The organism is Nesterenkonia muleiensis (assembly GCF_003600155.1).
GTDB classification, from domain to species: Bacteria; Actinomycetota; Actinomycetes; order Actinomycetales; family Micrococcaceae; genus Nesterenkonia; species Nesterenkonia muleiensis.
Genome location: NZ_QWLD01000048.1, coordinates 70,377 through 89,337 on the forward strand (window position 1 = coordinate 70,377; position 18,961 = coordinate 89,337).

Annotated in this window: 15 protein-coding genes, 1 pseudogene and 1 riboswitch; of the genes and pseudogenes, 15 read left to right on the plus strand and 1 reads right to left on the minus strand. The window is 65.2% G+C overall.

Features of this window, described 5'->3' with window-relative positions; genetic code table 11:
- Positions 1-10 precede the first annotated feature (10 nt).
- From infB to DVO78_RS14565, 7 genes are all read left to right on the plus strand, one after another.
- Complete coding sequence (gene infB / locus DVO78_RS14535; RefSeq protein ID WP_120005815.1) at positions 11-2,734, plus strand: translation initiation factor IF-2; 2,724 nt, start codon at positions 11-13, stop codon at positions 2,732-2,734.
- A gap of 206 nt (positions 2,735-2,940) precedes the next feature.
- Positions 2,941-3,369 carry a 30S ribosome-binding factor RbfA gene (gene rbfA / locus DVO78_RS14540; RefSeq protein ID WP_120005817.1) on the plus strand — a complete coding sequence of 143 codons (429 nt, stop codon included), beginning with the start codon at positions 2,941-2,943 and terminating at the stop codon, positions 3,367-3,369.
- A gap of 16 nt (positions 3,370-3,385) precedes the next feature.
- A complete protein-coding gene (truB, locus tag DVO78_RS14545) occupies positions 3,386-4,408 on the plus strand; it encodes a tRNA pseudouridine(55) synthase TruB (RefSeq protein WP_120005819.1) in 1,023 nt (340 codons plus the stop codon).
- Positions 4,409-4,444: 36 nt separating this feature from the next.
- On the plus strand, positions 4,445-4,831 hold the full coding sequence (locus DVO78_RS14550) for a hypothetical protein (protein ID WP_238385330.1): 387 nt from the start codon (positions 4,445-4,447) through the stop codon (positions 4,829-4,831).
- Positions 4,828-5,262 (plus strand): hypothetical protein, encoded by a 435-nt coding sequence (locus tag DVO78_RS14555; protein WP_238385331.1) that lies wholly within the window; start codon positions 4,828-4,830, stop codon positions 5,260-5,262. The genes DVO78_RS14550 and DVO78_RS14555 overlap by 4 nt, the downstream gene beginning before the upstream one ends.
- A 75-nt stretch (positions 5,263-5,337) precedes the next feature.
- On the plus strand, positions 5,338-6,345 hold the full coding sequence (locus DVO78_RS14560; protein WP_120005823.1) for a bifunctional riboflavin kinase/FAD synthetase: 1,008 nt from the start codon (positions 5,338-5,340) through the stop codon (positions 6,343-6,345).
- A 9-nt stretch (positions 6,346-6,354) separates the two neighbouring features.
- Complete coding sequence (locus DVO78_RS14565; RefSeq protein ID WP_120005825.1) at positions 6,355-7,332, plus strand: class I SAM-dependent methyltransferase; 978 nt, start codon at positions 6,355-6,357, stop codon at positions 7,330-7,332.
- Here DVO78_RS14565 and DVO78_RS14570 read toward each other — a convergent pair whose 3' ends face one another.
- The gene (locus tag DVO78_RS14570; protein WP_120005826.1) at positions 7,333-7,989 is read right to left on the minus strand and encodes a hypothetical protein; all 657 of its coding nucleotides are present in this window, start codon (positions 7,987-7,989) and stop codon (positions 7,333-7,335) included.
- Positions 7,990-8,195: 206 nt separating this feature from the next.
- Here DVO78_RS14570 and DVO78_RS14575 point away from each other — a divergent pair, with 206 nt between their 5' ends.
- From DVO78_RS14575 to DVO78_RS14610, 8 genes and pseudogenes are all read left to right on the plus strand, one after another.
- Positions 8,196-9,158 carry a LysR family transcriptional regulator gene (locus DVO78_RS14575; RefSeq protein WP_120005828.1) on the plus strand — a complete coding sequence of 321 codons (963 nt, stop codon included), beginning with the start codon at positions 8,196-8,198 and terminating at the stop codon, positions 9,156-9,158.
- 86 nt (positions 9,159-9,244) lie between these two features.
- Positions 9,245-9,511: a 30S ribosomal protein S15 gene (rpsO, locus tag DVO78_RS14580; protein ID WP_120005830.1), complete on the plus strand. Its 267-nt coding sequence runs from the start codon at positions 9,245-9,247 to the stop codon at positions 9,509-9,511.
- Between the two features lie 313 nt (positions 9,512-9,824).
- Complete coding sequence (locus DVO78_RS14585; protein ID WP_120005832.1) at positions 9,825-12,086, plus strand: polyribonucleotide nucleotidyltransferase; 2,262 nt, start codon at positions 9,825-9,827, stop codon at positions 12,084-12,086.
- Positions 12,087-12,252: 166 nt separating this feature from the next.
- A riboswitch (glycine riboswitch) is annotated at positions 12,253-12,364 on the plus strand.
- Between the two features lie 137 nt (positions 12,365-12,501).
- The gene (gene gcvP / locus DVO78_RS14590) at positions 12,502-15,471 is read left to right on the plus strand and encodes an aminomethyl-transferring glycine dehydrogenase (RefSeq protein ID WP_120005834.1); all 2,970 of its coding nucleotides are present in this window, start codon (positions 12,502-12,504) and stop codon (positions 15,469-15,471) included.
- Positions 15,472-15,617: 146 nt separating this feature from the next.
- On the plus strand, positions 15,618-16,745 hold the full coding sequence (gene gcvT / locus DVO78_RS14595) for a glycine cleavage system aminomethyltransferase GcvT (protein WP_120005836.1): 1,128 nt from the start codon (positions 15,618-15,620) through the stop codon (positions 16,743-16,745).
- A 91-nt stretch (positions 16,746-16,836) separates the two neighbouring features.
- Positions 16,837-18,333, plus strand: coding sequence for an L-serine ammonia-lyase (locus tag DVO78_RS14600; RefSeq protein ID WP_120005838.1), 1,497 nt, complete (start codon positions 16,837-16,839; stop codon positions 18,331-18,333).
- Between the two features lie 40 nt (positions 18,334-18,373).
- Entirely contained in the window at positions 18,374-18,760 is a 387-nt protein-coding gene (gene gcvH / locus DVO78_RS14605) for a glycine cleavage system protein GcvH (protein ID WP_120005840.1), read from the plus strand.
- A 45-nt stretch (positions 18,761-18,805) separates the two neighbouring features.
- Positions 18,806-18,961: pseudogene (locus tag DVO78_RS14610) on the plus strand (serine hydroxymethyltransferase); the annotation flags it as partial.

Genomic DNA, 18,961 nt, shown 5'->3' on the forward strand with positions numbered 1-18,961 from the left:
AAGGAGAACAGTGGCCAAGGCCCGCGTACATGAGATTGCCAAAGAGATCGGCGTCTCTTCCAAAGAAGCACTCGCCAAGCTCCAGGAGATGGGCGAGTTCGTCAAATCCCCATCCTCGACTGTTGAGCCTCCCGTAGCCAAGAAGCTGCGCGCTGCCTTCCCCCAGTCGGAGAAGGCACCGGAGAAGCCCGCACCGGCCAAGCCGGCCCCCAAGCCTGCTCCCCAAAAGTCGGCAGCCCCTGCCGATGAGAAGCCGGCGCCGGCGGCCGAGCCCGAGGCAGCCACACCGGCGGCAGCTCAGCCCGATCCCGCCCCGGCGCCTCAGAAGCCGGAGGCGCCCCAGGCGGAGCCCACACCTCCCCAGTCCTCCTCACCAGCGCCTAAGCCAGGGGCTCCCAAGCCTCCGACTCCAGGGCCGAAGCCGGGCGGCCCTAAGCCGCGCAGCGGCGGGAACAACCCGTTCGGCCTGGCCTCCGAGCGTGAGGCGCCCCGCTCCGGCGGCGGCCCCCGCCCCGGTGGACCGCGACCTGGCGGCCCCCGCCCGGGCAACAACCCGTATGCTTCCCGTCAGGGCATGCGCGGGGCAGACCGCGGCGGAGGACGGCCGGGCGGTTCCGGCGGACCCCGCCCCGGCGCGCCCCGCCCCTCCGGTTCCGAGGGCCGCCCCGGTCCGCGTCCCGGAGCTCCCAAACCGTCGATGATGCCCGGGCAGAGTCCCGCCCCGGGCCGTGGCGGCGCCCCCGGCGGACCTCCCGGAGGCGGCCCCCCGCGCGGACGCGGCGGCGGACGCGGCCGTGGTGGCGCAGCCGGAGCCTTCGGGCGCGGCGGCTCCAAGTCCAAGGCGCGGAAGTCCAAGCGCGCCAAGCGCCAGGAGCTGGAGCAGAAGCACACCCGTGAGATCGGCGGTGTGCGTGTTCCCAAGGGCGATGGCAGCACTGTGGTGCGGCTGCGTCGTGGTTCATCCCTCGGTGACTTCGCTGAGAAGATCAATGCCGAGCCGGCCGCGCTGATCACTGTGCTGATGAAGCTTGGCGAGATGGCCACGGCCAACCAGTCCCTGGACGAGGAGACGTTCCACCTGCTGGGCGAGGAGCTCGGCTATCAGGTGCAGATCGTCTCACCCGAGGACGAGGACCGGGAGCTGCTGGAGTCCTTCAGCATCAACCTGGACCAAGAGGCCGCCGAGGAATCCGAGGAAGACCTCACTGACCGTGCGCCGGTGGTCACCGTCATGGGTCACGTCGACCACGGCAAGACCCGTCTGCTGGACGCCATCCGCTCCTCCAACGTCACCGAGGGCGAGGCCGGTGGCATCACCCAGCACATCGGCGCTTACCAGGTCGAGGTTCCGCATGAGGGCGAGCAGCGTGCCCTGACCTTCATCGACACCCCCGGTCACGAGGCGTTCACCGCCATGCGTGCCCGCGGCGCCAAGGTCACCGATATCGCGGTGCTGGTGGTCGCTGCCGACGACGGTGTGATGCCGCAGACGGTAGAGGCACTCAACCACGCCAAGGCCGCCGATGTGCCCGTGGTGGTGGCGGTCAACAAGATCGACAAAGAGGGCGCGGCGCCGGATAAGATCCGCGGGCAGCTCACTGAGTATGAGCTGATCCCCGAGGAGTACGGCGGCGACACCATGTTCGTCGACGTCTCCGCACGGCAGAACCTCAACATCGATGAGCTGCTCGAGGCGGTCCTGCTGACCTCCGATGCCGCCCTGGAGCTGAAGGCCAATGCGGACAAGGAGGCTCGCGGCGTCGCCATCGAGGCTCATTTGGACAAGGGCCGCGGCCCGGTCGCTACGGTGCTGGTCCAGTCGGGCACCCTGCGGGTAGGCGACAACATGGTCGCCGGCACCGGTTTCGGCCGTGTCCGCGCCATGTTCGACGAGAACGGCGACCTGGTCGAGGAAGCAACCCCTTCCCGGCCGGTCCAGGTCTTGGGTCTGTCTACTGTGCCGCGCGCCGGTGACTCCTTCCTGGTCACCAGTGATGACCGCACCGCCCGCCAGATCGCTGAGAAGCGAGAGGCTGCCGAGCGCAACGCGCTGCTGGCCAAGCGCCGCAAGCGCATCACGCTGGAGGACTTCGACCAGGCTGTGGCTGAGGGCAAGATCGACACCCTCAACCTCATTCTCAAGGGCGATGTCTCCGGTGCCGTGGAGGCGTTGGAGGATGCCCTGCTCAAGATCGATGTCGGGGCCGAGGTCCAGCTGCGCGTCATCCACCGCGGGGTCGGAGCCATCACACAGAACGACGTCAACCTGGCCACTGTGGACAACGCGGTGATCATCGGCTTCAACGTCCGCCCGGCCGAGCGGGTCACCGAGCTGGCCGACCGCGAGGGCGTGGACATGCGCTTCTACTCGGTCATCTATGCCGCCATCGATGACATCGAGGCAGCGCTGAAGGGCATGCTCAAGCCGGAGTACGAAGAGGTGGCACTTGGCAGCGCGGAGATCCGTGAGGTCTTCCGCTCCTCCAAGTTCGGCAGCATCGCCGGGTCGATCGTCCGCTCCGGCATCATCCGCCGCAACGCCAAGGCGCGCCTGGTGCGCGACGGCAGCGTGGTCGGTGAAAACCTCTCCATCGAATCGCTGCGCCGGTTCAAGGACGATGCCACTGAGGTTCGCGACGGCTTCGAATGCGGCATCGGCCTGGGCTCGTTCAACGACATCCGCGAGGGCGACATCATCGAAACCTGGGAGATGCGGGAGATTCCACGCGCCTGACAGCACTGGTCCTGCCGGCGCGTACATGCCGCGCTCGGTCCCTGACATGGCCCACGCAAACGCCATGCGTTTCCGAGGGTCCCCAATGTCAGGGGTCCGCCTCGGCCGCATGCTGTGGCCGCGGCCTTCACACCTAAAGCGTCCGGGGATCGCTATTGAGCGGTCCCCGGATAGGCTTGAGACAACATCTCTGAGAGGAGACCACCATGGCCGATCCTGCACGTGCATCACGACTGGCCTCACGCATCAAGGTGATCGTGGCCGAAGCACTCCGCACCCGGGTGAAGGACGACCGGGCCGAGACCATCACGATCACCGATGCCCGCGTCACCAACGACCTGCAGCACGCCACGGTGTACTACACGGTTCTTGCCGAGGACGAGGAGGACAAGGCCGCCGGAACACGCCTGCTGGAGACTAACCGTGGGGCGCTCCGCCACGAGCTTGGCCGGCAGCTGAGCATCCGGCTCACGCCCACCTTGGAGTTCGTGGCCGATGAGATTCCGGAGTCCGCCGCACACCTGGAAGATCTGCTGCGCAAGGCCCGTGAGGAGGATGAGCGGGTGAAGAATCTCCGAGGAGACGCCGACCCGCTTGACGCTGAGGCCTATCGCAGCCGGGGGGAGCAGCACTGAACCCTCGAGGAACAGTATGAGTAAGCGGCAGAGGCCTGAGGAGCTGGAAGTCGGCTCGGGGCTGGTTCTGGTCGACAAACCTGCAGGCTGGACCAGCCATGACGTGGTCGGCAAGGTCCGCAAGCTCGCCGGCACGCGCAAAGTCGGACATGCCGGCACCCTGGACCCGATGGCCACCGGAGTTCTGGTGATCGGCATCAACCGGGCCACCCGCCTGCTGACCCATATCGTGGGGGTGGGCAAGACCTACACGGCCACCGTCCGGCTGGGCCAGTCCACCACCACCGACGACGCCGAGGGCGAGCTGGTCGCCACCCGGTTCGCCAACGCTGTCACCGGAGAGCAGGTCGATGCCGCGGTAGCCCGGCTCACCGGGAAGATCATGCAGGTGCCCAGCACCGTCAGCGCCATCAAGGTCGACGGACGCCGGTCCTATGACCGTGTCCGTTCCGGCGAGGAGGTCGAGCTCGATGCCCGGCCGGTGACCGTTCACCAGTTTCAGGTCCACGGCCTCCGGCGGCATGAGGGTGGAAAACAGATCGACCTGGACATCGAGGTCGCTGTCTCATCCGGCACCTACGTGCGGGCTCTGGCCCGCGACCTCGGGGAGCTGCTAGGGACCGGTGGGCACCTGACTGCGCTGCGCCGCATCGCAGTAGGTCCCTACCGTCAGGACCAGTGCCTGAGTCTGGACCAACTGGCTGAGGACTTCGGCTACATCGGATTGGCCGAGGCGGCTGCTCAGCTGTTCCCCGTGCGGCGGCTCAGCGAGGAGGAGGCTGAACACCTCCGGCACGGCCGCCGCATCACGGCCAGCGCCTCAGGCGTCCAGAGCAAGGTTCTTGAGCCTGTCCCCGAGCCGGGTGCACCGAAGCGTGAGGAGCTCACGGCGGCCTTCGCCCCCAGCGGTGAGCTGATTGCCCTGCTCAGGGATATCCCGGCCAAGCCGGGGGCGTCGTCGTCCCCTGATGCGGCCCAGGTGGCGCTCTCCGGTCCGGCGGCGCTGCACGCGAAACCCGAGCTGGTGTTTGCGCAGTAGAATTCTCTGGGTCCGAATCAGTGAGAGGAGACCCAGATGGATGCGGTGGTGGAGACCCCCACTGTCATGTTCCTTGTCGGTACGGTGATCTGTGCCCTCTCGACACTGATCTGCTGGGTGATGACAGTGCTGCGCAGCCATCCGGCGGACTCCTCGATCATCAGCCTGGCGGCCATCGAGCTGTACCTGATCGTCTACGGGATCTACGCCGGCATCCGCCAGGCGATGGGCGCGGCGATCCTCGGCGAGGCCTGGGAGTTCTGGGGCTACATCATCACCGCCCTGCTGCTGCCGGTGGGAGTGTTCATCTGGGCCATGGTGGACAAGACCCGCTGGTCGAATCTGGTGATGAGCTTTGTGGGACTGGTGGTGTTCGTGATGGTCTACCGGCTGGAGGTGATTTGGTGGGGAAGCGCGCTGTGAGCTCTGACAACGGACGGTCAACGCCGCGAAACCGTGGTGTGGGCATGCTGATCATTACTGCCTACGGCATCTTCGCCGTGAGCGCTTTCGCTCGTGCGTTCTATCAGATCACCCCGTTCCCCCAGCAGGACAAGGTGCAGTTCGCCGATGCGCCGCTTGCCCTGAGTCTCTCGGGGTTCGCCGCAGCGGTCTACATTCTGGCCGCCCTGGCCCTAGCGCGGACCACGACCGTCGCGTGGAAGGTGGCGTTGGTGGCGGTGCTGATCGAGATGGTCGGGGTCATCGGCGTGGGCGCGTGGACCCTGATGCAGCCTGAGCTGTTCGAGGTTGCCACGGTCTGGGGCGGCTTTGGCCGTGACTATGGGTACATCCCGCTGGTGCTGCCCTTTGTGGGGCTTTTCTGGCTGCTCAAGCACCGATCTGCTCACTGAGTGCTGGACGATCTATGCCCCAGCCGCAGGAGCGGTCGAGGCGGGGAGAATCTGGCACCGGATCAAGAACGTAGTATGGACGCCGTGCATATTTACCATGGGCTCAACGATGTCCCCGCCGACCTGGGGCCGACAGCGCTGACTATTGGGAACTTCGACGGCGTGCACCTGGGACATCAGCATGTGCTGTCGCAGCTGCAGGCCATCGGACATGCCCGGGGTGCTGCCACAGTGGCCATCACTTTCGACCCGCATCCGGCCTTCATCCACCGCCCGGGCTCAGCACCGGATCTGCTCACCGGCACAGCCGAGAAGCTTGCCCGGCTGCAGGCCAGCGGACTTGAGGCAGCGGTGGTCATGAACTACACCGAGGAGCTGGCAGCGCATACCGCCGCGGAGTTCGTCCGCCGCTACTTTGTGGAGGCCCTCAACCCTGTGGTGGTGGTGGTTGGGCATGATGTACGTTTCGGCCGCGGCAATGAGGGCGATTTCGGCACCATGGTTCAGCTCGGCGAGCGCTTCGGCTTCGAGGTGATAGGGGTTGAGGACTTCCCGGTGGACGGTCTTCAGGCTCAGGAGCCGGCTGCCCGCTGCTCCTCCACGGCGATCCGGCGGGCCCTTGCCGAGGGGGACGTCGCAGCAGCGGCCCAGATGCTCGGCAGAGCGCACACTGTGGCCGGCGAGGTGGTCCACGGTGAGGCGCGGGGCCGCGAGCTCGGGTTTCCCACTGCCAATCTCTCCCAGGAGGCCGAAGGCATGGTCCCCGCTGACGGTGTCTACGCAGGCTGGGTCACCGACCGTCAGGCGCACCGGTGGCCGGCTGCGATCTCAGTCGGCACCAACCCCACCTTTGACGGTGTCCAGCGGGTGGTCGAGGCCCATGTTCTTGACCGGCCGGATGAGCCCGTGGAGGAGTTCGACCTCTACGGCCAGCGCCTCCGGGTCGAATTCGTGGACCGGCTGCGCGGCATGGTCGCCTATGAGGGCGTCGAGAAGCTCGTGACCCAGATGCACCAGGATGTCGGTGAGGCCCGTCAGGTGCTCCTGGACGCTCCTGCCGGTCTCCAGCGGCCGCTGCCCTAAAGGGGTACCATGAGCCAGCCGAACAGGCCTAAGCGTCGCTCGGACGCCCAGCCGCAGATCGTCAGCGATCAGCGCCGGCAGCAGCTGGGTACTTCATTCGCCGAACAATCGGCAGACGAAGCGCTGGAGTACGACGCTGTCCGCCCCCGCTATCCGGATCAGGCTGTCGGTGACGTCCTCGCACTTGCAGACAGGCCTTATGGGGTTGGCGGCACTGATGTGGAAGAGGCCCCTGAGACTGGTGCTGCTGGCGTTGAGTCTGGTGGTCCGCTGGAAGGAGGGCGCCTGACAACTGTTGTGGATCTGGGCGCGGGCACCGGGATTCTGACCCGCCAGCTGCTGGACCGCGGAGCCCACGTGGTCGCCGTGGAGCCCAGTCCTCCGATGCTCGACGCCCTTCTGAACACATCCGAAGAGATGCTCGGGAAACAGAGCGCAGAAAGAACCCGAGAGGATCGCACCACAATACCCAGCCGCGCCCAGGCAACAGTGGAAGCCCGGTGTGCCCCGGCCGAGCAGACCGGGCTTCCCGGAGGCTGTGCCGATATCGTGGTGGCCGCCCAGTCCTGGCACTGGTTCGACCCGGCAGCAGCCCAGGCGGAGGCGGCCCGGCTGCTGGGCGGACAAGGGGCGCTGGCGCTGATCTGGAACTACCTGGACACCGCAGACCCTACCGTGCACCGGCTGACCCGGGTGATGCGCGCCGGTGACGTCTACCGCCGGGAATGGCAGCCCACTCTGGACCCCGCCCTGTTTACCCCCGTGCAGAGCACCGAATACCGCTGGCAGCGGACACTGACCGTTGCGGAACTCTTCCGCTATGCCACCACGCTGAGCTCATGGCTTTCCGCCGCCGACGCCGAGCGGGCCAGACGCCGCGCCAACCTCGCAGACTATCTCCACGGCGATCTCGGTCTGGCGAACGACGACGCCGTGGAGCTTCGGCAGATCACCGGGCTCCACACCGCACGGGTGCGCCCAGGCTGATCATTTCGGCAGCGGGTACTTGTCGATGATGGGGTTGAGCAGTTCAGCAGCCCGCTGTCCGGTGATCACCTCAGAGGCGTCGACTTCTGTCACCACTTTCGAGGCGGAGTCTTCGTAAACATGCTCGCCGATCATGCGCCCGGTCTCGTCGTAGGGCCAGAAGAATGCCAACGTCCGCCGCACCAGAAACCAGCGATCGCTATCTAGGGAGTCCGTTGAGGCCTGTCCTACGTTGCCGAAGACGTTGTCGCCCAGCATCGCGGCGGGGACGAACTGGCTGAACTCCGCTTCCCCGGAGAAGCCGAAGTCTCCGACGGCCATGCTCTGTTTGCCGGTCCACATCACCAGCATGTCGATCTCCGCCAGAGACCGGTAGAAATCCCGGACCGTATCCATACCGTCGAGAATCACCGCCTCGCCGCTTTCAAAGATCCGGTAATGGGGGTGCTCCACGGTCATATCAGGGGCCAGCAGCTCCTCGTAGCGCCCGGCGACCTCCAGGAGCCCATGCCGGCGGTAGTTGATCAGGATCTTCCGGTGCAGTGGATTCTCCGTCTGATCAATCAGCTGGTCGACGTCGTCCATCATGTTGACGAACTCGCGTTCGTAGGCGGTCTGGGGCTGAGTGGAGTCTTGGGTGGGTACGGCGGTGGTCATGGTGGTGCTCCTTGGGTGAGGGTGCCTCCCGGCTGAGCGAGAGGGGTGTTGAGCTGAACAATCGTGCGTGGGGCGATATCGGCTGATATTTCGCAGGTGCCTGCGGCCCTACTGATAATGTGACATAGAGCACGTAGTGTGTATATTGACAAAATCGTGGCCGCATTTAGCTCTGGCTTAATGCGTACTTCTGCAGAGAGGTAGCTGTGACTGCTGAACTCAATCTCTCTCAGGTGCGCGCACTGGAGGCACTTCTGGACGAGGGTCATTTTGGCCGCGCCGCTCAGCGTCTCCACGTCACGCCTTCTGCCATGACCCAGTCGATCAACCGACTGGAGAGGGACCTTGGAGTCCGGCTGGTGAACCGGACGCGCCACCCCGTGGTCGCCACACCGGCTGGGCAGCGTTTCATGCACCAGGCAGCGCGTGCTCTGGAAGCCTCCCGGGCTGCGGTGGAGGCCGCTCGCGGCGTTGGCGCCGGGTTGCTGACCATCGGTTTCATCGATGGCTACTCGCAGGCCGAAAGCCGACTGCTCGACCGCTTCCACAGCGAGAACCCCGATGTTCGGGCTGAGTACCGTCAATTGCATTGGGAAGACCAGGTGGCTGCTCTGGTTGACGGCGCTGTGGATGTCTCCTTCGCTCGCCCACCGCATTCAGGAGTAGAGGCCAGCCTGCTGGATATTCGTGTGGTGACGGTTGAGCCGCGTGTTGCTGTTCTGGCTCAGCATTCGGCCCTGGCGCAGCGGGAGTCCTTGACTGTGGACCAGATCGACGAGTTGGAAGTGGTGACGTCCGCAACCGCCCCGGCTGAGTGGACACGCTGGTGGGTCATCGACCCGCGTCCTTCAGGCCGGCCAGTGCGTTACGGTCCGTCAGTATCAACAATCCACGAAGCGGTCGCCAGCGTACGCACCGCTGCGGATTCAGGCTCGGGGCATGTGCTCATCACCGGCAGGTCGGTCGGGCGGCGTGCCAGCAACGCCGGCGTGGTCTTCGTCCCCCTGGTGGACGCAGAGCCCTGCCGGATCGAGCTGTGCACTCGCCGTAGTGACCATCGCCCGGCAGTGCAGATGCTCAGGGCTCTCGCCGATGCCGGGTACTCAGCGCGAGCCAAGACTGGCCGCTCGGTTCAGCGTGGCGCCGAGCCGGCCGTTGGGGTAAAGTAGTGGGGTTGCCCGCTGCAGTCCGCGGTGGCTGGCACCCGGTTGAGACCGGATTCCTGAACGCGGTACACCAAATGAGGAGCATATCCATGGCTTTGGATCCCGCTGTCAAGCAGCAGATCATCAAGGAGTACGCGACTTCTGAGGGCGACACCGGTTCCCCTGAGGTGCAGGTCGCAGTTCTGACCCGTCGGATCTCCGATCTCACTGAGCATCTCAAGGAGCACAAACAGGATCACCACACCCGCCGTGGGCTGATGATTCTGGTCGGCCGTCGTCGTCGTCTCCTCAAGTACCTGGAGCGCACTGACATCGAGCGGTTCCGTGACCTGAAAAAACGTCTCGGCATCCGCTGAGCACGTTCGGCGCAGAGAAATGGGCGGCCCCTGCTGGGGTTGCCCATTTTTGTGTGCGAGACTGTAGATAGCCGATACAGCTGAAGAACCGACGACGACGCATGGTCCGGTCCTCGGTAGTGGCTTACGGGAGTGCGTGACGGCACCCGCACCCGTGAGCTTCGATCGAAGACCGCCTTGCTCCGGTTCGGCTCGTATTGCACCGAGGATTCTCGGTGCGCTGTGTTGGTTTGCTTGCCGCAGGGAAGAGCCCAGCGGTAGTAGGGGAGACAACCCCTTGGCAAATAGCACTACGAAAGGAAACCCTTTTTCCATGCAGGGACCTGAGGTTCACTACGCCGAGGCCGTGATCGACAACGGCCAGTACGGCACATCCACCATCCGCTTCGAGACCGGACGGCTGGCCAAGCAGGCCGCCGGTTCGGCGCTGGTCACCCTGGACGAGGAGACCACCATCCTCTCGGCCACCACCGTCGGCAAGTCACCCCGTGAGGGCTTCGACTTCTTCCCGCTGACCGTGGACGTCGAGGAGCGGATGTACGCCGCCGGCCGCATCCCCGGAAGCTTCTTCCGCCGCGAGGGCCGCCCCACCACTGATGCGATCCTGGCCTGCCGGCTGATCGACCGCCCGCTGCGCCCTGCCTTTACCAAGGGCATCCGCAATGAAGTGCAGGTGGTCGAAACCATTCTGTCCATCAACCCTGATGATCTCTACGACGTGGTGGCCATCAACGCTGCCTCAGTCTCCACCCAGCTGTCCGGGTTGCCGTTCTCCGGCCCCATCGGCGGTGTGCGTGTGGCACTGATCGACAATGGCGACGGTGCCCAGTGGGTCGCCTTCCCCAAGCACTCCCAGCTGCAGACCGCCGTCTTCGACATGGTGGTCGCCGGTCGGATCGTCGGCGATGACATCGCGGTGATGATGGTCGAGGCCGAAGCCACCGACGATTCCTGGAAGCTGATCAAGGAGCAGGGACGCACAGCGCCCACTGAGGAGATCGTGGCCGAGGGCCTGGAGGCCGCCAAACCCTTCATCAAGGTGCTCTGCGAGGCGCAGGCCGATCTGGTCGCCCGCGCCGGCAAGGAGCCGGTGGAGGTGCCGATCTTCTCCGACTACCAGGACGATGTGCTGGAGGCGGTCAAGGCTAAGGCCGAGGAGAAGCTGGCAAGCATCTACCAGATCGCCGACAAGCAGCAGCGTGAGGCCGCCGATGCTGAGCTGAAGGCCGAACTGGTTGCTGAGCTCGGAGGCGAGGGCAACCAGTTTGAGGGTCGTGAGGCTGAAATCGGCAAGGCTCTGGGATCGGTGACCAAGCAGGTCATCCGTCAGCGCATCCTGCGCGACCAGGTCCGCATCGACGGCCGCGGTCTGGCGGATATCCGCCAGCTCACCGCCGAAGTCGAGGTCCTGCCGCGCGTCCACGGTTCGGCCATCTTCGAGCGCGGCGAGACCCAGATCATGGGTGTCACCACACTGAACATGCTCAAGATGGAGCAATCCATCGATAGTCTGTCGCCGGAGACCAAGAAGCGCTACATGCACAATTACAACTTCCCGCCCTACTCCACCGGTGAGACCGGCCGGGTGGGTTCTCCGAAGCGCCGCGAGATCGGTCACGGTGCCCTCGCTGAGCGTGCCATGGTGCCGGTGCTGCCCTCCCGCGAGGAGTTCCCCTACGCCATCCGCCAGGTCTCTGAGGCGCTGGGCTCCAACGGGTCCACCTCCATGGGGTCGGTCTGCGCCTCCACCCTGAGCCTTCTCAACGCCGGTGTGCCGTTGCGCGCCCCGGTGGCCGGCATCGCCATGGGTCTGGTTTCCGATGAGGTCGACGGTGAGACCCGCTACGCCGCACTGACCGACATCCTCGGCGCTGAGGACGCCTTCGGCGATATGGACTTCAAGGTGGCCGGAACCTCCGAATTCGTCACCGCCATCCAGCTGGACACCAAGCTGGACGGCATCCCGGCCAGCGTGCTTACTGCGGCGCTGAAGCAGGCCCGTGAGGCGCGGCTGCACATTCTGGGTGTGATCACCGCGGCCATCGAGGCCCCGGACGAGATGAGCCAGTTCGCCCCGCGGATCATCAGCGTCACCGTTCCGGTCGACAAGATCGGCGAGGTCATCGGTCCCAAGGGCAAGATGATCAACCAGATCCAGGAGGACACCGGCACCGACATCTCCATTGAGGACGACGGCACGGTGCTCATCGGCGCTACCGACGGGGAGTCCGCCGAGGCCGCCCGTTCGGCGATCAACGCGATCGCCAATCCTCAGGTTCCTGAGGTCGGCGAACGTTACCTGGGCACGGTGGTGAAGCTGACCACTTTCGGGGCATTCATCAGCCTCACCCCCGGCAAGGACGGCCTGCTGCACATCTCCGAGCTGCGCAAGCTCAACGACGGCAAGCGGGTCAACGACGTCGAGGACGTCCTGGGCGTGGGTCAGAAGATCCAGGTCGAGCTCTCCAAGATCGACGACCGCGGAAAGCTCAGCCTGGTCCCCGTCGTCGAAGAATCCGATTCCGGTGAGGACAAGCAGAGCGTCAACCAGGTCAACGAACCCGCAGAGGTGTGACCCTCAAGCCACGCTGACCAACTGCTGTGAGGCCGGGTCCCGATACGGGGCCCGGCCCGCTGCGGTTTTACCTCTCCGCATGCCGCGGCAGCCAAGCCGGCAGCTTAACGTGCCGTGACCTCCTGCCAAGGATGTGGCAAGATGGAACTAATTGAATACAGGCCACGTCCCTGATGCGGAAGAGTCCGGTTCAGCTCACAGGCAGCCGGCGCCGAAGGAGCAAGGAGTCCCCTCCGAATCTCTCAGGCCAGGTCACACTGATGGACCGCAGCGGGGTGGCAACTCTGGAAAGCAGGGGGTCACTGATCCCTCTCACCCACGGTGCAAGCCGGGAACGGTCCCGGTGAATCTCTCAGGTCAGCCACAGAGTAAGGGGCACTGACTGTCCTCATCCTCTGCCCGTAAGGTTGACCGTATGACTTATTCGATTCCCGGCGGATTCGCCGCCCGCCATATGGGCCCCACCACTGAGTCCTCTCAGACCATGCTTGAGGCCCTGGGCTATGCATCCCTCAGCGACCTGGTGGACGCCGCTGTTCCCGCCAACATCCGGCAGTCCGAACCGCTGAACCTGCCCTCCGCCCTGAGCGAGTCCCAGACCCTGGAGGCGCTGCGCCGCTACGCCGCGCAGAACCAGGTGAAGACCCAGATGATCGGCCAGGGCTTCTACGGCACCCACACTCCCAGCGTGATCCTGCGCAATGTGCTGGAGAACCCGGCCTGGTACACCGCCTACACCCCCTACCAATCGGAGATCAGCCAGGGCCGCCTGGAGGCGCTGCTGAACTTCCAGACCATGGTGGCCGACCTCACCGGCCTGGAGATCGCCAACGCCTCCCTGCTGGACGAGGCCTCCGCCGTGGCCGAGGCCATCCTGCTGATGCGCCGGGCTAATAAGAAGCGGGGCAATGCCCCGGTGGTGGTCGACTCGGATATCTTCCCGCAGACCCGTGCCGTGATCACCGGCCGGGCCGAGGCTGTGGGCATCGAGCTGCAGTTCACAGACCTTGCCGCAGAGGGCCTCCCCGAGGGAGAGATCTGCGGCGTGGTGCTGCAGCAGCCGGGCAACTCCGGTGTTGTCACCGACCACCGGGCGCTGATCGCCCAGGCCAAGGAGCGCGGCGCGCTAGTGGCGGTGGCCGCCGACCTGCTCTCCCTGACCCTGATCACCCCGCCCGGTGAGCAGGGGGCCGATATCGCAGTGGGCAGCTCCCAGCGCTTCGGCGTGCCGCTGTTCTTCGGCGGCCCGCATGCTGCGTTCATGGCCGTACGCTCCGGGCTGCAGCGCCAGCTGCCCGGCCGCCTGGTGGGAGTCTCCAAGGACGCCGAGGGCCGCCCCGGATACCGCCTGGCACTGCAGACCCGTGAGCAGCACATCCGCCGCGAGAAGGCCACCTCCAATATCTGCACCGCCCAGGCCCTGCTGGCCGTGGCCGCCTCCATGTACGGCGTCTACCACGGCCCTGAGGGCCTGGCCCGGATCGCCCGCCGGCTGCACACCCAGGCCCGCGCCCTGGCCGAGATCCTCCGCGCCGCCGGCCACCAGCTGGTGGCCGAGTCCTTCTTCGACACCGTCCAGGTGCGCATGCCGGACGCAGAGACCGCGGAGGCGGTGATGGCCAAGGCAGAGGGCGCCGGGATCAATCTGCGCCAGGTGAGTCCGCAGACCATCGGCGTCAGCACAGACGAGACCACCACCACCCGTGAGATGTACCTGCTCGCCTACGCCTTCGGCCTGGTGGAGAAGCCCAGCCGGGCCGCAGAGCTCTACGACGCCGTGGAGTTCGAGGGCGATTATGCCTTCGCTGATGAGCTGGTGCGTGAGTCCGAGTACATGACCCACCCGGTCTTCCACTCCGTGCGCTCGGAGACCCAGATGATGCGATACCTGCGTAAACTTGCTGACCGGGACCTGGCCCTGGACCGCACCATGATCCCCCTGGGCTCCTGTACCATGAAGCTCAACGCCGCCACCGAGATGGAGGCCATCTCATGGCCCGAGTTCGCCGGAATCCACCCCTACGCCCCGGAGCACCAGACCACCGGCTGGCGCTCCCTGATCGCCGATCTGGAGGCCAGGCTGGCCGAGGTCACCGGCTACGCGGGGGTCTCCATCCAGCCCAACGCCGGCTCCCAGGGCGAGTACGCCGGGCTGCTGGCCATCCGCCAGTACCACCTGGCTAATGACGACGCCGCCCGGGACATCTGCTTGATCCCCGCCTCCGCCCATGGCACCAACGCCTCCTCCGCAGTGCTGGCGGGGCTGCAGGTGGCCGTGGTGGCCACTGCCGAGGACGGCACCATCGACCTGGAGGATCTGGACGCGAAGATCGAGGTATACCCGGACCGGATCGCTGCAATCATGATCACCTACCCCTCCACCCACGGGGTCTACGAATCCGATGTCCGCGAGGTCTGCAAGAAGATCCATGACGCCGGGGGACAGGTCTACATCGACGGCGCGAACCTCAACGCCCTGGTGGGCCTGGCCCGGCCCGGTGAGTTCGGCGGAGACGTCAGCCACCTCAACCTGCACAAGACCTTCTGCATCCCGCACGGCGGGGGCGGGCCGGGCGTGGGCCCGGTGGCGGTGGCCGAGCACCTGCTGGACTTCCTGCCGGGAAGCCCCGCCGCGGCGTCGCTTCGCTCACGCTCCTCAATCGCCTCGGGAGACTCGGAGCGGTCTCCGGTCTCCGCTCGGCTCAATCGAGCGTCGTCATCTGGCCCTGCCCCGGTGACCTCCACCGCCTACGGCTCGGCCGGGGTGCTGCCGATCAGCTGGGCCTACCTGGCCATGATGGGCGCAGAGGGCCTGACCAGCGCCACCGCCCATGCCCTGCTGAGCGCCAACTACATCGCCCACCGGCTCAGGGACTATTACCCCATCCTCTACACCGGGGGGTCCGGCCTGGTGGCCCATGAGTGCATCCTGGATCTGCGGGAGCTGACCAAGGCCAGCGGGATCACCGCCGAGGATGTCTGTAAGCGGCTGATCGACTACGGCTTCCACGCCCCCACCCTGGCCTTCCCGGTGGCCGGGACCCTGATGGTCGAGCCCACCGAGTCGGAGGACCTGGCGGAGATTGAGCGGTTCATCGAGGCGATGATCGCAGTGCACGGCGAGATCCAGCAGGTGATCGCCGGAGAGTATGACGCCGCCGACTCACCTCTGAAGCACGCCCCGCATCCGGCTGCGGTGCTGGCTGCCGATGACTGGGACCGCGCCTACACCCGCCAGCAGGCCGCCTTCCCGGTCCCGGGGCTGCACGGTGCAGGGTTCGGGCCGGATAAGTACTTCCCGCCGGTGAGCCGGATCGACGGCCCGCACGGGGACCGGAACCTGGTGTGCTCCTGCCCTCCGCCCGAAGCATTTGAGATCGACTGACCCTGACCCTCCCATTACTCCCGATCACCCCGGCCTATCACCCCACCGCCCCACCAAAACTGCCGAGTGCGTGATCTGTGCAGTAATTCGGGCCCCTCAGAGACAGAAAAGCTGCACAGATCACGCACTCGAGGCAAGGAGTCACGATGACTGAGCTGAAAGAGACCGCCCTGGCCGCCGAGCATGAGGCACTAGGTGCTTCCTTCACGGACTTCGGCGGCTGGCGGATGCCGCTGAAGTACACCTCTGAGCTGGAGGAGCACAAGGCGGTGCGCAGCGCCGCCGGAATCTTTGATCTTTCCCACATGGGCGAGGTGCGGGTGATCGGATCCGATGCCGCCACTTTCCTGAACACCGCCCTGGTCGGCAACCTCGCGAAGATCGAACCGGGGAAGGCGAAGTATTCGCTGATCGTCAACGCCGAGGGCGGGATCCTCGATGACCTGATCACCTACCGAATCGGTGAGCAGGAGTATCTGGTGATCCCCAATGCCGCCAACCGGCTGACTGTGGCCGAGGAGCTGACTGCGCGGGCCGCCGGGTTCGAGGTTGAGGTACGGGACGAGTCCGAGGGGATCAGCCTGATCGCCGTCCAGGGCCCCACCAGTGCCGCGATCATCTCATCCCTGGTGCGCGCCGATGAGATCGAGCTGGTGGAGTCCCTCAGCTACTACACCCATACCACGGTGACCATCGGCGGCCAGGAGATCCTGCTGGCCCGCACCGGCTACACCGGGGAGGACGGGTTCGAGCTCTACCTGCCCCATGACAAAGCCGGTGCGCTCTGGCGCGCCCTGCTCGAGGGCGGGACCGACTTCGGGCTGACCCCCTGCGGACTGGCCTGCCGGGATTCGCTGCGCCTGGAGGCAGGAATGCCGCTCTATGGCAATGAGCTCACTGCCTCCCGGAAGCCGCAGGAGGCCGGACTGCCGGTGGTGGCCTTCTCCAAGGAAGAGGACTTCGTGGGCCGGGCCGCCCTTGAGCAGGCCAAGGCCGAGGGGCTGGGCAGGACCACCGGCCAACGCCTGGTCGGCCTGAAGGCGGAAGGCAAGCGTGCAGCCCGCACCGGCCACCAGATCCAGCTGCCCGATGGCGCCCCTGTTGGGGAGGTCACCTCCGGGGCGCCGAGCCCCGCTCTGGGCCACGCGATCGCTATGGGCTATGTGGACGTGGCCCACACCGAGCCGGGCACCCAGCTTCAGGTGGACGTCCGAGGCAAGCCGATCCCCTTCGAGGTGGTCAAGCCGCCGTTCTACGTACGGTCATCACGATGACCGCACTCAGCGCCTTCAATCGCCTCGGAAGTGCCCTGACCGGCACTTCGCTCGGCTCAATCGGCTTGATTCGCGTGGGCAGTGATGCCCTATGAGCGGGATAGGACTGTTTGATCTCTTCAGCGTAGGCGTTGGCCCCTCTTCCTCACATACGGTGGGCCCGATGCGGGCTGCTCGGCGGTTTGTGGTCGAGCACCTGGTGGTGGAGGATGACGCCCCCGGCTCCGGTTCCTCTGGGGAGGTTCAGGCGGCGGCCCGGTCTGCGTTGGTAATAGACCAGGTGGCCGGTATTCAGGTGGAGCTCTTCGGCTCGCTCTCAGCCACAGGTGCCGGGCACGGGACCTTCGATGCGATCCTTCTGGGCCTGGAGGGCTGGGCAGCGGAGGAAATCCTGCCCGAACAGGTGGACAAGCGTAAGGCCGCTATTGAGTCTTCCGGCACAGTGCAAGTAGCTGCTCAGCTGGGCCACCGCAGCGATCTCACCCTCCGGGTGGAGGACTTCATCCAGCGGCCGCTGACTCATCTGGAGCGGCATTCCAATGCGATGACTCTGCGTGCGGTGGACGCCGAGGACCAACTGCTGGCCGAGGAGACCTACTACTCAGTTGGTGGCGGATTCGTAGTCGCTGACTCCGAAGAAACCGGTACAGAGGTCTCACCCGATACCGTGCATATCCCATATCCATTCCGTACCTCTGAGGAGCTGTTCGCCCACTGTGCGCGGAAGCAGCTGACGGTCTCACAAGTGATGCTAGCCAATGAGACGGTACGGCGGGCTGCCGCAGAGAATGTCAGCACTAAGCGGGCCGAAGTACAGGTGATCGATGAGGTGTGGCACCTGTGGGAGGTTATGGAAGCCTGTAAAGATTCCGCGTTGAAGCGTGAAGGGTATCTTCCGGGTGGGCTTAAGGTTCGCCGCAGGGCGCCGGAGTGGTATGCCAAGATGTGGCGGGATGACCCGGAGCGTTCTCATGCCTATTGGCAGGAATGGGTGAACCTGGTGGCTTTGGCCGTCAACGAGGAGAATGCCTCGGGCGGCCGGGTGGTCACTGCCCCTACTAATGGTGCGGCCGGCATCATCCCTGCGGTGGGTTTCTACGCCACCCATTATGGACCTGGTGCCAGCTTTGTAGATAAGCAGGATCTACGCAGTATTGTCACACGGTTCTTGCTGACCGCTGCTGCTGTGGGAGTTCTATACAAGGAGCAGGCTTCCATTTCTGGTGCGGAGGTGGGGTGCCAGGGGGAGGTTGGTTCGGCCTCCTCCATGGCTGCCGCCGGTCTCTGCGAGGTTCTCGGTGGTTCGCCCGAGCAGGTGGAGAATGCTGCCGAGATCGCTATGGAGCACAATCTGGGGCTGACTTGCGACCCGATCAGCGGACTGGTGCAAGTGCCCTGCATCGAACGCAATGCCATCGCTGCCACCAAGGCAGTCAACGCAGCACGGATGGCGCTGATGGGTGACGGTGACCACCGAGTCAGTCTCGATGATGTCATCACCACCATGCGTGAGACCGGCAAAGATATGTCCCATAAGTACAAGGAGACAGCCCTGGGTGGGCTGGCCGTCAACGTTGTCGAATGCTGATGGCGGAATACCTGCACAACTCATATTGGAGGAACTTTTCATGAACAGTATCCCTGAGTCCCTTAAATACACCGCTGAACACGAATGGATCGCTGAGACCGCAGAGCCCGGGGTGGTGCGTATCGGCATCACTGACTACGCCCAGGACTCCTTGGGTGAGGTGGTGTACGTGGAGTTTCCTGAGGTGGGCCAAGAGATCAATGCCGGTGAGGCCGTGGGAGAGATTGAATCCACCAAGTCCGTGGCTGATATCTACACCCCGCTCTCCGGCGAGGTGGTACGACTCAATGACACCCTGGAGGATGCTCCGGAGACCATCAACTCAGAACCCTACGGGGCCGGTTGGCTTTTTGAGCTTAGAGCAACGGACCAGTGCTCAGCGCAGTTGATGACCGCTGAGGCCTACGCAGCTTTCATTGACCAGTAGATATCCCGTCTGCCCCTAATTTCCCCGTCGCAAAGGAGTGCCCTTATGCCGTTGAACAATGACCAGCCGAATATTAATGTTCTTTCGTTGTCTGAGGTGGATCCGGAGGTTGCGGAGGTGGTGGCTGGTGAGTTGGGGCGTCAGCGCGGGACGCTGGAGATGATCGCCTCGGAGAACTTTGTGCCGCGCGCAGTGCTGGAG

What these genes read in the sequence shown, in the direction of transcription:
- gcvP (WP_120005834.1), top strand. Translation starts at nt 12,502, where the DNA reads ATGACTTATTCGATTCCCGGCGGATTCGCCGCCCGCCATATGGGCCCC.
- gcvH (WP_120005840.1), top strand. Translation starts at nt 18,374, where the DNA reads ATGAACAGTATCCCTGAGTCCCTTAAATACACCGCTGAACACGAATGG.
- truB (WP_120005819.1), top strand. Translation starts at nt 3,386, where the DNA reads ATGAGTAAGCGGCAGAGGCCTGAGGAGCTGGAAGTCGGCTCGGGGCTG.
- DVO78_RS14600 (WP_120005838.1), top strand. Translation starts at nt 16,837, where the DNA reads ATGAGCGGGATAGGACTGTTTGATCTCTTCAGCGTAGGCGTTGGCCCC.
- rbfA (WP_120005817.1), top strand. Translation starts at nt 2,941, where the DNA reads ATGGCCGATCCTGCACGTGCATCACGACTGGCCTCACGCATCAAGGTG.
- DVO78_RS14560 (WP_120005823.1), top strand. Translation starts at nt 5,338, where the DNA reads ATGGACGCCGTGCATATTTACCATGGGCTCAACGATGTCCCCGCCGAC.
- DVO78_RS14570 (WP_120005826.1), bottom strand. Translation starts at nt 7,989, where the DNA reads ATGACCACCGCCGTACCCACCCAAGACTCCACTCAGCCCCAGACCGCC.
- gcvT (WP_120005836.1), top strand. Translation starts at nt 15,618, where the DNA reads ATGACTGAGCTGAAAGAGACCGCCCTGGCCGCCGAGCATGAGGCACTA.
- rpsO (WP_120005830.1), top strand. Translation starts at nt 9,245, where the DNA reads ATGGCTTTGGATCCCGCTGTCAAGCAGCAGATCATCAAGGAGTACGCG.
- DVO78_RS14550 (WP_238385330.1), top strand. Translation starts at nt 4,445, where the DNA reads ATGGATGCGGTGGTGGAGACCCCCACTGTCATGTTCCTTGTCGGTACG.
- DVO78_RS14565 (WP_120005825.1), top strand. Translation starts at nt 6,355, where the DNA reads ATGAGCCAGCCGAACAGGCCTAAGCGTCGCTCGGACGCCCAGCCGCAG.
- DVO78_RS14585 (WP_120005832.1), top strand. Translation starts at nt 9,825, where the DNA reads ATGCAGGGACCTGAGGTTCACTACGCCGAGGCCGTGATCGACAACGGC.